This is a genomic window from Massilia niastensis DSM 21313, assembly GCF_000382345.1.
In the GTDB taxonomy this organism is placed as follows: Bacteria; Pseudomonadota; Gammaproteobacteria; order Burkholderiales; family Burkholderiaceae_D; genus Telluria; species Telluria niastensis.
In genome coordinates this window covers 19,781-31,474 of record NZ_KB908115.1, presented here as the reverse complement: position 1 = coordinate 31,474, position 11,694 = coordinate 19,781, and the positions used below count along the sequence as shown (strand labels likewise).

Below are 11,694 nucleotides of genomic sequence, written 5' to 3'. Positions count from 1 at the left end.
TGGTAGCATTTCACTTTCCGCCACAAGCCGAAAGCAGCGGAATCCAGCGTACCTTGAGTTTCTCGAAGCACCTGCCGCGACATGACTGGGAGCCGCTGGTCCTGTCGGCCCATCCGCGCGCCTACACCCGCCAGAATCCGTCGCAGCTGTCCAGTGTCCCGGCCAACCTGGTGGTGCGCCGCGCCTTCGCGCTCGACACCAAGCGTCACCTGGGTTTCGGCGGACGCTATTCCGAACTGATGGCGCTGCCCGACCGCTGGATCAGCTGGTGGGGCCATGGCGTGGTGGCCGGCCTGCGCCTGATCCGCCAGCACAAGCCGCGGGTGATCTGGTCGACCTTCCCGATCGCCACTGCCCACCTGATCGGACTGACCCTGCACCGCCTGAGCGGCCTGCCCTGGATCGCCGACTTCCGCGACCCGATGCTCCAGCCGACCCATCCCGAATCGCCGCGCCAGCGCGGCATCTACGGCTGGCTCGAAAAGCAGACCCTGCGCAACTGCACCTACGCGGTATTCACCACCCAGAGCGCGCTCAATTCCTGCAAGGCGCGCTACCCGAAGATCAATGCGAACAAGTTCCGCCTGATCGAGAACGGCTACGACGAGGACGAGTTCGCGCGGCTGGCCGACGCCACCGTGGATGCGCCGGCGCTGGCGCCAGCGCCGGACCAGCGCGTGACCCTGCTGCACAGCGGCGTCCTGTACAGCGACGGGCGCGACCCGGAACCGTTCATGGCGGCGCTCGCCAGCCTGAAGGAGGCCGGCAGCATCGACGCCGCCTCGCTGCGCGTGAGCTTGCGCGCGCCCGGCAACATCGCCGGGATCACCGCCATGGTGGCGCGCCATGGCCTCGACGATATCGTCGACGTCCTGCCGCCGGTACCCTACCGCGAGGCCCTCAACGAAATGCTGGCCGCCGACGGGCTGCTGGTGTTCCAGGGCACCCCGTTCAACAACCAGATCCCGGCCAAGGTGTACGAATACTTCCGGGCCCGGAAACCCATCCTGGGCCTGGTCGACCCGGTCGGCGAAACCGCCACGGTGCTGCGCAATGCCGGCTTCGCGAACATCGCCGCGCCGGACCAGAAGGACACCATCCTCGACACGCTCGAACGCTTCATCCCCGCGGTGCGCGACGGGCAGGCCTATTTCGCCAGCGACGAAGTCATCGCGCGCGCCGCACGCACGCACAAGGCCGGGCAACTGGCCGACCTGTTCGATGAGGCGGTACGATGACAGATAGCCCGCCAGGCAATATCAACAGGCAGATCGCCAAGGGCGCGGCGTGGATGGTCGCGTTCAGGATGCTCGACCGCAGCATCGGGCTGATCAGCACGGTCATCCTTGCGCGCATGCTGTCGCCGGAAGATTTCGGCCTGGTCGGGATCGCGATGATCCTGATCTCGGCCCTGAGCCTGCTGGTCTCGTTCGGCTTCGACACCCAGCTGGTCCAGAACGCCAAGGCGGGACGCGACCATTTCGATACCGCCTGGACTTTCAGCGTGATCTTCTCGGTCGGCTGCGGCCTGGTCCTGGCCGCGCTGGCCTATCCGGCGTCCCAGTTCTACCGCGAACCCCGGCTCGAAGCGGTGGTCTACGTGCTGGCGCTGGGCTTCGCGCTGGAGGGCTTCTCCAACATCGGCACCGTCGCCTTCCGGCGCGAGATGCGCTTCGACCGCGAATTCAAGTTCTTGCTCAGCAAGCGCTTCGCCAGCCTGCTGGTCACCATCCCGCTGGCGATCTACCTGCGCAACTACTGGGCCCTGGTGATCGGCCAGCTGGCCGGCATCGTGCTGTCGCTGGTGCTGTCCTATGTCGTCAGCAGCTATCGCCCGCGCTTTTCGCTCAAGACCAAGCTGGAGATGTTCCACACCTCGAAATGGCTGGTGGTGAACAGCTTCTTCCAGTTCATCCACAACCGCGCGGCCTCGTTCACCATCGCACGCGTGGCCGGGGCCCAGTGGGTGGGCGTGTACTCGATCGCCTCCGAGATCGCCAACCTGCCCTCGAACGAACTGGTCGCGCCGATCAACCGCGCCGCCTTCCCGGGCTATTCCCGGGTGGCGCACAACCTGCCGGAACTGCGCAACAGCTTCCTGAAAGTGATTGCTTCGATCGCGCTGATCTCGATCCCGAGCGGGGTCGGCATCGTGGTGGTGGCCGACCTGCTGGTGCCGGCCGCCCTCGGCTGGAAGTGGCTCGCCGCGATCCCGCTGATCCAGATCCTGGCCGTGTATGGCGTGATCAAGGCGGTGCAGACCAACATCTCCTACATCTACCTGGCGCTGGGACAGGTCAAGCGCATCACCCTGGTCTGGTGCGTCCAGATCGCGATCATGCTGGTGGTCCTGATTCCGGCGTCGATCGAATGGGGCGTCATGGGCGCGGCCTGGTCCTACCTGGCCACCGCCGTCCTGATGATCCCGATGAACCAGTCCCTGGTGGCCAAGTGCCTGGACCTGAACGCCACCACCTTCTGCCGCGAGCTGGTGCGGCCGCTGCTCGCATCGAGCGCGATGGCGATGGTCGTCCTCGCCGTCAAGAGCCAGCTGGTGCTGCGCAACGAGACCCTCGACTACGTGCTGGCGCTGCTGCTGTGCTCGGCCGTCGGCGCCCTGGTCTACACGGTCGCGATCTATGCGCTGTGGCGACTGTCGCCGCGCCGCGACGACGGGCTGGAACGGCATGTCTTCCTCAAGATCCAGGCCCTGCTCGGCAGGGCGGGGATCCGGGTCAACCTGCTGGGCTGACGAAGCGCGGGCCGGCCTTGCCGGCCCCCCCCTGTCAGGCCCGGCTGGCGCGCATCCAGCGGTCGACGCGCTTGAGCGGCAGGTTGATGCGGGCGCAGCCGATCTGGTCCGGGCGGACGTTCAGCTCGATCATGCGCGGGCCGTCGACGCCGATGGCGACGTCGACACCGGCGATATTCACCTTCGGGAATGCCTGCAGGGCGCGGCCGGCGATGTCCTTGCATTCTCGCCAGAACGGCAGCTGCACGCCGCTGATTCGTCCGCCGGTATCCGGATGGCTGTTCATGGTCTGCAGCGGATTGGCGGCGTTCGCCGCGTAGGCCAGCACGCCGGTTTCCAGGTCGACCGGGCAATACAGCCCGCCGCTGCTGGTATTGTCGACCAGGCTGCCCTTGCGTCCCACGCGCAGGAAGGCGCCGGCCACCTTTACTTCGCCGCGCGCCTGGTACAGCCAGATGCGCAGCGTGTTGACCGAGTTCGCATGGATATCCGACAGGACCGGGTGCTGGGTCAGGTAATGCTCGACGATGTAGCCGCCATCGTTCTTTTGCTGCGCCAGCGCCCACCAGTCGCTGATGCCGGTCGCCTCGCCGGTCACGGGGTGGACGAACACGGGCCGTCCGTCGGCCTCCTCGACCCGGAACGCGGCGAAGCCGGCGCCGCCATACCCCTCCACCAGCTTGAAGCAGATTTTCCTGCCCACCAGTCCATGGCACAGGCGCTCGAGGTCGGCCGGCAGGCGCAGGGGGGCGCCATCCGCGCAGGCGCCGCGCTGCCGGTGCAGGAAGCCGATGAACTCCGGCGTCGGCACGCCCAGCAGTTGCAGCACGGCCTTTTCAATGATCTTGTGCTGCGAGCTTTTCTGGTAGCCGGGCGCGTTCCAGCGGTCGATGAAGGCGTTGTATTCTTTCTTGTTGAGGTGCTCCCACTTGTCCGCGAACGGAATCGAGGGCCGCCACCAGCGCGCCTGCAGGTAATAGCCCGGGCCGATACCCCGCACCAGGTAGAGTGCGCCCATTTCCAGCACCTGGCGCCAGAACGGCAGATAGGCCAGGTTGTCGTTGCGCTGGCCCAGATGGGTCCAGGCGCGTCGTATGTCTTTGATGGCTTGCATGCTGAGCTTGACTGAGTGGTTGCTGGAACAGGTTACTGGAAGGTCAGGACCTCATTCGCGGCCTGCGGAAGGCTGGCGCAACAGCAGCGCCGGGCGGGTCGCCAGCGCGGCGCCGCGCCGCAGCGCCTGCACGAGCTTGCGCGCGAACTCGAGCACGCCGCTCATTTCCGCCTCGAACTCGATCATCGTGACATTGCCGCCATCGAGGAAGCGCGGCAGGAAATAGCGCTCGTCGCCGCCGGCGCCGCGCACCAGGCCCGGAATACAGGTGGTGCCGGTACGCACGTCGATCCCGGCCAGGGTGCGCGCGGCGGCGGCATCGTAGGAGCCGCTCGGATAGCAGTAATGATGCGGGCGCGGCAGGCCGGCGTCGACGATATAGCGGCGGCAGGCCTCGATATTGGCCTGGTTGCGCTCATGGTCACCGAGGAAATAACGGTGGAAATGCCCGTGCAGCTCGATCTTGCAGCCGCGCGCCGCGGCGGTGTGCAGTTCCTCGCGCCGCATGTAGCTGAAGCGGCGCGAATCGAGGGCCAGCGTTGCCGGCGCGATCCCCAGCGCGGCGGCGAACCGTTCCAGCGCGGCCGTCACCGTGGCGGCATCGCGCGGCATCCCATCGAACCAGAGGTCGGCATTGTCGCTCAGGCGCTCGCGCTCGTCGGCACTGTCGAGCTGGTAGCTGCCGTCGAGTTCCTTGCAAAAACCGGACAGTTCCAGGGTCGCGCGCCGCGCCTTCCAGACGAGGTAGCGCAGTGCCACGTTGGACACCGGGGCGTCGCCGTCGGCGAGTCCCGTATGCAGGTAGAGCACCGGTTCGTGGCCGTACTCGGCCAGCAGCGGCAACAGGCAGGCTTCGCTCGAATACCAGCCGTCGTCGAGCGTGATCGCCAGCGCGATGCCCTGGCGCGGCGCGGCGCCCGGGGTCGCGACCTGGTCGAGGCCGGCCGGCACGAAGCCCTTCGACTTCAACCAGTCGAGCCGCTGGCGCAGCATCGCCGGATGGCAAAACAGCTTGCCGTTGAAGAGGTGCTCGTCGCCCAGCGAACCGCCGTGATAGCACAGGATGCGGCCCTGCTTCCTGGTCAGCAGGCGGAACAGGGCGAATACGCCGGCCGCCTTCGCGACCTGCAGCACGGCAGACTTGAGTTTCATGGCTGTCCTTTCCCGGCCTTGCCGGCGTGGCGGTCCGCCCAGGCGAGCTGGCGCGCGCGCGGCCATACCAGGGTGTAGGCGGCCGGCTTGTACTTGCCCGCTTCATACAGTTGCCTGCGCGTGGCAGACTTGGCCAGCGCGTTGCGGGTGGCCCCTTCATCGTAGCAACCGAACAGGACGTGGGCGCCGCCCCGTTCCGGCACCTCGCGCAGGTAGGCCAGGCGCGGACTGATGGCGGCGAGCGCCGGGTCATAGAACCAGCTGCCGGCAAACATCCCGAGCACTTCCGGATGAAACGCATAGAGTTCGGCGCAGCAGCGGTAACACTCGTTGCGCCCTTCCTCGTTGAATTCTTCCATATAGAACTTGTGCGCATGGATGTCGAAGTAGGGCCGGAACCCGCCCAGGCGAATGAACAGCGCCAGCCGCCGTGGAATGTCGCTCAGGCCATTACTCCATACAATGGAACGACCAATGCCGGCGTTGGCATCGATCAGGTTGGAACCTCCCGCATAAAGCCGCAAGGCTGCCAAGCCGAATTCCTTGAGGAACAGGTCGTTCTCGAGCTGGCATACCGCAATGGTCTGTTCGGACTGCACCAGGATGCGCTCGTAGTGCCTGAGCTGGTGGGCCAGCACGCGCGCCGGCAATTGCTGGAAGCGCGGCGCAGCGAGGCTGCGGTCCATGGCCTCGAGGACGGCGGCGAACAGGAAGCGCCTGCCCGCTTCCGGATCCCGCTGCAGGACGGACGAACAGGCCGCGCGCGCCGCCGGCGGAATGTATTTGTAGCCGGCGCCGGACGGCGGCGAGCCGAAACTGTCGAGAAAGCGCTCCATGGCAGCGGCGTCCCCGTCCTCGAAACGCGCCCTCGTCTCCGACAGCATGGCGAACAAGGTGGAACGCAGGTGGGCAATTAATTCGGAGCTTTTCACTGCAGACATCGTTTGTTCCTCAAGCGAATGTCATCGCGCCCAGTGTGCAAGGCTACATCGTACGCGGACCCGGGGAATTATAGACGAGTTATTATCAAAGATGCGTTTCGTCAATTGTCTCGTGCGCAAGCAAGCTGGCCGCAGATCCAGGCTCCGAAGCGGGCTGAAAAGCACGAAAGCGCTGGGCTCCGCCCGCCCTGCGCGCATGAAGAAATCTTAACAGTTCGCATACGCCACTTGCCGCCACGTCCAGTACAAATCCGTGTTTTGTTGCAAATTTTGCACTTACCCAGCTATACTCCTCCACGCCATGCATCCGGGGTGCCGAGCGCACCCGTCCCGGTTTTTCCGGCCAGCGATTTCCGCTGTCCACTCAAGCGCGCAGACCATTCCGATACTGAAGTGAAACCATGAACAGTCCACAGAACACATCCCTGCCCGCTGTCGTCGTCGGCGGCGGCCTGAATGCACTCGGGGTCGTACGCAGCCTGGGCGCGGCGGGCATCCCGGTGATCGTCGTCGACACCTCGCCGAAGTCTCCGGCCATGCGCTCGCGCTATGGCCGCAAGCTGCTCTGCCACTCCCTCGAGGGCGACGCCTTCGTCGAGCGCATGATCAATCTCGGCAAGCAGTATCCGGCCCCGCTGATGCTGTTCGCCACCGAGGAAAAGACGGTGGAAACCATCTCGGCCCGGCGCACCAGCCTGGCGCCCTGGTTCCGCCTGCGCCAGCCGGAGCACGAGCGCCTGATGGCCCTGATGCACAAGCAGGGCTTCCAGGAACTGGCCGAAGCCGTCGGCGCGCCGGTCCCGCGCACCGTGCGCATCGAGGGCAAGGCGGACCTGGCGCGGATCCACGATCTCACCTATCCCTGCGTGTTCAAGCCGTCGAAGAAGGATTACGGCTATGGCGCGCGCTTCAAGAAAGCCTACAAGGTGGCTTCGCCCGCCGAGGTCGCCGCGCTGTACGAAGAGATCTTCCCGGTGCTGGCCGACATGGTGGTGCAGGAATGGATCGAAGGCAGCGATGCCGATGTGTATTTCTGCCTGCAGTATGTCGGCGCGGACGGCCAGGTGGTCAGCTCGTTCAGCGGCCGCAAGATCCGCGCCTGGCCGCCGCGCATCGGGGGCACCGCCAGCTGTACCGCCGCCTGGGAAGTCGCGGACGAACTGACGGACATGACGCGCACTTTCTTCCGCCAGGTCGGCTTCGTCGGCATGGGCAGCATGGAATACAAGCGCGATGCGCGCGACGGCCGCTTCTACATGGTCGAACCGACCGTGGCGCGCACCGACTTCCAGGAAGAGGTCGCCTCGCTCAATGGCGTGAACATCCCGGCCGCCGCCTACCACTACGAGATGGGCCTGCCGGCGCTGCCGGTCCAGCACATCGCCACGCCCCAGATCTGGCGCGAGCCGGTGTCGGACCGCTGGTCCTTCCACGAGGGCGGCCGCCAGGACGACCCGCGCTCGCGCGGCCATGCGGTGCGCGACGCCTACTGGCGCTGGCACGATCCCCAGCCCTGGATCGACCTGGTGACCAAGCGCCTGGGAGCGAAACTGGGCCGCTTCGCCTGAGCCGTGCGCCGCGACGGATGTCGCTGCGGCGCAAGGTGTTGCATCCTGCGCATTCCCAGGCACTGCAGAACGATGCCACCAGGATAATTTACAGTATATTAACGAGTCACCCGCGGCGCAGGCCCGTCCGTCCCAGAAAAGTCGATCTCAATGAAACACATCAAACAGCTCATCAAGGATAAACTCGGCTCCACCATCCAGGAACCACGGGACATCGAGGCCCACCTGAAAAGCGCCGCGGAATGGCTGCTGGTCGCGCAGAACGCCACGCCGGACGACGGCGTGGCGCACAGCTACGACATCAAGACCAAGCTCTGGAATGCCTCGTATCCGGAAACCACCGGCTATGCGATCCCGACCCTGTACGACTACGCGCGCCTGTACCACGCGCCGGCGTATGCCGAGGCGGCGCGCCGCATGACGCACTGGGAAAGCGACATCCAGCTCGAGGACGGCGGCGTGCGCGCCGGCACCATGTCGGCCGAGATCGTGGCCCCGACCATCTTCAATACCGGCCAGGTGCTGTTCGGCTGGGCCAAGGCTTACGTGGAAACGAAGGAAGAGCGCTTCCGCGCCTCGCTGGTGCGCGCCTCCGACTGGCTGGTCGAGGCCCAGGACGACGACGGCGCCTGGCGCCGCTTCCCCTCGCCCTTCACCACTTCCAAGCTCAACAGCTACAACACGCGCTCGGCCTTCGGCCTGGTGCGCGCCTACGAGGCGACCGGTATCGAACGCTACCTGGCGGCCGCCGTGAAGAACGCCGACTGGGTGCTGAGCCGCGCACACGCGAACGGCTGGCTGCCAGACAACTGCCTTCTGCAAATGCCGGACAATAGCGCGCTGACGCATACGCTCGCGTACTCGATCCGCGGCCTGCTCGAGATCGGCGCCGCCTCCGGCCGCCAGGACCTGCTGGAACACGCCCTGCTGATGGCGCGCCGCCTGGCCAAGCGCCAGCGCGAGGACGGCGCCCTGCCGGGGCGCTACCTGCCGCTGTGGACCACGGTGGCGGACTGGACCTGCGTGACCGGCAACTCGCAGATGGCGATCAACTGGCTGCGCCTGGCGCAGCTGACCGGCGAGCACGATTTGAAACAGCACGCCGTGCGCGCCAACCGCTTCAACATGAGCATCCAGGATCTGGAAACCGAGGACTGCAACGTGCGCGGCGCGCTGAAGGGTTCGCACCCCGTCAACGGCGAGTACATGACCTACAAGTACCCGAACTGGGCCACCAAGTTCTTCATGGATGGCCTGATGCTGGAACAGCACTTCGACAAGGTCAACAACATCGGCTGACCTTGCCGACGGGGTGCTACACCAGCACCTCGACCGCATCCGGGTGGCTCAGGAAGCCGCCCGGGCTGGCGCTCAGCCCGTAGGCCCCCGACTGGAACACCACCACCAGGTCGCCGACCTCGGCGCGCGGCAGTTCCATGCGCTCGGCCAGCAGGTCGAGCGGCGTGCACAGCGGCCCGACCACCGACACCGTTTCGCGCTCGTGCGCCTCGACGCGATTGCCGATCGCCACCGGATAGTTCTTGCGGATCACCTGTCCGAAATTGCCCGAGGCCGCCAGGTGGTGGTGCAGGCCGCCGTCGGTGACCAGGAAGACCTGGCCGCGCGACACCTTGCGGTCGATCACGCGCGCCACGTAGATGCCGGCCTCGCCCACCAGGTAGCGTCCCAGTTCGATCGACAGCGCCGCCTGCGGCAGCGCCTCGCGCACCCGCGCCAGCTGCAGCGCCAGGCCGGCGCCGATCGGGGCCAGGTCGAGGCGCGCCTCGCCCGGGAAATACGGGATGCCGAAGCCGCCGCCGATGTTCAGCATGCGCACCGGGGACGGGCTGGCCCGGGCCAGTTCGATGGCCAGGTCGACGGTGCGCGCCTGGGTCTCGACGATCGCTTCCGCCTTCAGGCTCTGCGAGCCGCTGAAGATATGAAAGCCCAGTACGTCCAGGCCGAGCGCGCCGGCCAATTTCAGCAGGCGCGGCGCCTCCTCGGCGTCGATGCCGAACTGCTTGGCGCCGCCGCCCATGCGCATGCCCGAGCCCTTCAGCTCGAAATCGGGATTGATCCGCAACACCAGCAGCGGCGCGATGCCCAACTCGGCCCCAATGCGTGCAATGGCCCGGATCTCGCGCTCGGACTCGGCGTGCACGCAGACGCCGGCGGCGACCGCCTGCCTGAGCTCGGCGTCCGACTTGCCGGGGCCGGCAAAGCTGATGCGCGCCGGATCCACGCCGGTGTCGAGCGCCACCTTCAGCTCGCCGCCGGAGGCCACGTCCAGCCCGTCGACCTGGCCGGCCAGGTGCTGGACCAGGGCCGGCATCGGATTGGCCTTGATCGAATAATGCAGCTCCACCCCGCTGGGCAGGTGCGCGCGCAGCTGGCGCACGCGCTCAGTGACCTGCGCGCGGTCATACGCATAGAACGGGGTGCGGCCGACCCGCTGCGCCAGGCGCGTCAGGGAAATGCCGCCGACCTGCAAGCAGTTGTCGACGACGGCGAACAGGGTCTGGGACGCGTGCGCGGGCTTGGTGCTGCTCATGGCGTAGGGGTGCTTTCAAACAGGGTGGTATAGGACTGGCGCAGCAGCTTGCGGTCGAACTTGCCGTTCGGGTTGCGCGGGAAGGGTTCGGTGCACAGCGCGATGTGGGCCGGCACCATGTAGGCCGGCAGGCGGCGCTGGCATTCCTTCAGCAGCGCCGCCGGCTCCAGGCCGGGTTCGCGCGCCACCGCCAGCAGCACGATGGCCTGGCCCAGCACCGGATGCGGCACGCCGAAGGCGGCCGCTTCCTGCACCAGGCCGCTCGCATGCGCGACTTCCTCGACCTCGCTCGGGCTGATGCGGTAGCCCGAGACCTTGATCATGTCGTCGCTGCGGCCGATGAAGTACAGGAAGCCCTCCTCGTCGCGGCGCACGGTGTCGCCCGACCACACGGCCATCTCGGTCAGCGGCAGCGCGGGATGCTGGCCGGGGGCCGGGCGGAAGCGCTCGGCGGTCTTGGCCGGGTCGTTCCAGTAGCCGAGCGAGACCAGGGCGCCGCGGTGCACCAGTTCGCCCGGTTCGTTCGGTTCGCACAGGCTGCCGTCCGGACGCACCACCATCACCTCGGCGTTCGGGATCGCGCGTCCCATCGAATCCGGGCGCCGGTCCAGCTCCGCCGGCGGCAGGTAGGTGGAACGGAAGGCCTCGGTCAGGCCGTACATCAGGAACAGCTGCACGCCAGGCAGCGCCGCGCGCAGGGTGTGCACGGTGGCGGTCGGCATCGCCCCGCCCGAATTGGTGAGATAGCGCAGGGTCGATTCGCGCGGCCACGCGAGCGCGGATAGCTGGATCCACAGCGGCGGCACCGCCGCCAGCCCGGTGATGCCTTCCTCGAGCACGGCCGTCATGATGTCCTTCGGGAACAGGTAGTTCATCAGGACGACGGTCGCGCCGGTCAGGAAGGCCGTGGTCAGCTGGCTCAGGCCATAGTCGAAGCTGAGCGGCAGCACCGACAGGATGCGGTCCTGCGGCGTGTTGCCGAGGTAGCTGGCGACGCTGCGCGCCCCCGCCACCATGTTCCGGTGCGACAGCACCACGCCCTTCGGCCGGCCGGTGCTGCCCGAGGTGTACAGGATGGCCGCCATGTCGGCGTCGACCGCGCGCCGCGCCGCCAGCTGGCCGGGGTCCGGGGCCTGCTGCGCCGCATCCCAGGCGCGCACCTCGACGCCGCCCACCTGCGCCGGGGTATCGCCGGTGACGTAGACCACGCGCAGGTCCGGGCAATCCTTCAGCGCCGGTCCCAGCTGGGCCAGGCGTTCGGGAGAGGTCAGCAGCACGCGCACGTTGCAGTCGGCCAGGATGTAGGCGACCTGGTCGGCCTTGAGCAGCGGGTTGACCGGCACGAACACGGCGCCGGCGGCGCTGGCGCCGAACATCGCGGCCACGTTCTCGACGCGCTTGTCGAGGTAGACGGCGACGCGTTCGCCGCGCAGGACGCCGGCCGCCAGCACGGCGCCGGCGGCGCGCTCCACATGCGCGGCCAGCGCCGCGTAGTCGAGCCGGTGCGGGCCGTGGACCAGGGCCTCGCCGGCGGGCGCGCGGCGCGCGGTATCGAAGATGAAATCGTGGATCAGGTCGGGCATGGCATGCTCTCTCGAGGGTGTGCCGCTTGCTGC

General features: G+C 67.2%; 9 protein-coding genes. 4 read left to right on the top strand and 5 right to left on the bottom strand.

Features of this window, described 5'->3' with window-relative positions; translation table 11 throughout:
* Positions 1-53: 53 nt before the first annotated feature.
* Both H162_RS0120600 and H162_RS0120595 read left to right on the top strand, forming a co-directional pair.
* Positions 54-1,238, top strand: coding sequence for a glycosyltransferase family protein (locus H162_RS0120600; protein WP_020655389.1), 1,185 nt, complete (start codon positions 54-56; stop codon positions 1,236-1,238).
* A complete protein-coding gene (locus H162_RS0120595; RefSeq protein ID WP_020655388.1) occupies positions 1,235-2,752 on the top strand; it encodes a lipopolysaccharide biosynthesis protein in 1,518 nt (505 codons plus the stop codon). The genes H162_RS0120600 and H162_RS0120595 overlap by 4 nt, the downstream gene beginning before the upstream one ends.
* Positions 2,753-2,786: 34 nt before the next feature.
* On the opposite strand, the gene H162_RS0120590 is transcribed toward H162_RS0120595, so the two are convergent.
* From H162_RS0120590 to H162_RS0120580, 3 genes are read right to left on the bottom strand one after another with little or no spacing between them, the layout of a single operon-like run.
* Positions 2,787-3,866, bottom strand: coding sequence for a sugar-transfer associated ATP-grasp domain-containing protein (locus H162_RS0120590; protein ID WP_020655387.1), 1,080 nt, complete (start codon positions 3,864-3,866; stop codon positions 2,787-2,789).
* A 51-nt stretch (positions 3,867-3,917) separates the two neighbouring features.
* Positions 3,918-5,018 carry a polysaccharide deacetylase family protein gene (locus H162_RS0120585; RefSeq protein ID WP_020655386.1) on the bottom strand — a complete coding sequence of 367 codons (1,101 nt, stop codon included), beginning with the start codon at positions 5,016-5,018 and terminating at the stop codon, positions 3,918-3,920.
* Positions 5,015-5,959 (bottom strand): hypothetical protein, encoded by a 945-nt coding sequence (locus H162_RS0120580; RefSeq protein ID WP_156885722.1) that lies wholly within the window; start codon positions 5,957-5,959, stop codon positions 5,015-5,017. Before H162_RS0120580 ends, H162_RS0120585 begins: the two co-directional genes overlap by 4 nt.
* 401 nt (positions 5,960-6,360) lie before the next feature.
* On the opposite strand from H162_RS0120580, the gene H162_RS31425 reads away from it, so the two are divergent.
* Both H162_RS31425 and H162_RS0120570 read left to right on the top strand, forming a co-directional pair.
* Positions 6,361-7,527, top strand: coding sequence for a carboxylate--amine ligase (locus H162_RS31425; RefSeq protein WP_020655384.1), 1,167 nt, complete (start codon positions 6,361-6,363; stop codon positions 7,525-7,527).
* Positions 7,528-7,677: 150 nt separating this feature from the next.
* Entirely contained in the window at positions 7,678-8,826 is a 1,149-nt protein-coding gene (locus H162_RS0120570; RefSeq protein ID WP_020655383.1) for a pectate lyase, read from the top strand.
* A gap of 16 nt (positions 8,827-8,842) precedes the next feature.
* Here H162_RS0120570 and H162_RS0120565 read toward each other — a convergent pair whose 3' ends face one another.
* Together H162_RS0120565 and H162_RS0120560 are read right to left on the bottom strand one after the other, a co-directional pair.
* Entirely contained in the window at positions 8,843-10,078 is a 1,236-nt protein-coding gene (locus tag H162_RS0120565; RefSeq protein ID WP_020655382.1) for a pyridoxal-dependent decarboxylase, exosortase A system-associated, read from the bottom strand.
* On the bottom strand, positions 10,075-11,661 hold the full coding sequence (locus H162_RS0120560; RefSeq protein ID WP_020655381.1) for an acyl-CoA ligase (AMP-forming), exosortase A system-associated: 1,587 nt from the start codon (positions 11,659-11,661) through the stop codon (positions 10,075-10,077). The genes H162_RS0120565 and H162_RS0120560 overlap by 4 nt, the downstream gene beginning before the upstream one ends.
* Positions 11,662-11,694 lie beyond the last annotated feature (33 nt).

Bases quoted from the DNA above. Each gene is read 5' to 3' on its own strand.
- H162_RS0120590 (WP_020655387.1), bottom strand. From the start codon at position 3,866: ATGCAAGCCATCAAAGACATACGACGCGCCTGGACCCATCTGGGCCAG.
- H162_RS0120565 (WP_020655382.1), bottom strand. From the start codon at position 10,078: ATGAGCAGCACCAAGCCCGCGCACGCGTCCCAGACCCTGTTCGCCGTC.
- H162_RS0120560 (WP_020655381.1), bottom strand. From the start codon at position 11,661: ATGCCCGACCTGATCCACGATTTCATCTTCGATACCGCGCGCCGCGCG.
- H162_RS0120585 (WP_020655386.1), bottom strand. From the start codon at position 5,018: ATGAAACTCAAGTCTGCCGTGCTGCAGGTCGCGAAGGCGGCCGGCGTA.
- H162_RS31425 (WP_020655384.1), top strand. From the start codon at position 6,361: ATGAACAGTCCACAGAACACATCCCTGCCCGCTGTCGTCGTCGGCGGC.
- H162_RS0120580 (WP_156885722.1), bottom strand. From the start codon at position 5,959: ATGTCTGCAGTGAAAAGCTCCGAATTAATTGCCCACCTGCGTTCCACC.
- H162_RS0120570 (WP_020655383.1), top strand. From the start codon at position 7,678: ATGAAACACATCAAACAGCTCATCAAGGATAAACTCGGCTCCACCATC.
- H162_RS0120595 (WP_020655388.1), top strand. From the start codon at position 1,235: ATGACAGATAGCCCGCCAGGCAATATCAACAGGCAGATCGCCAAGGGC.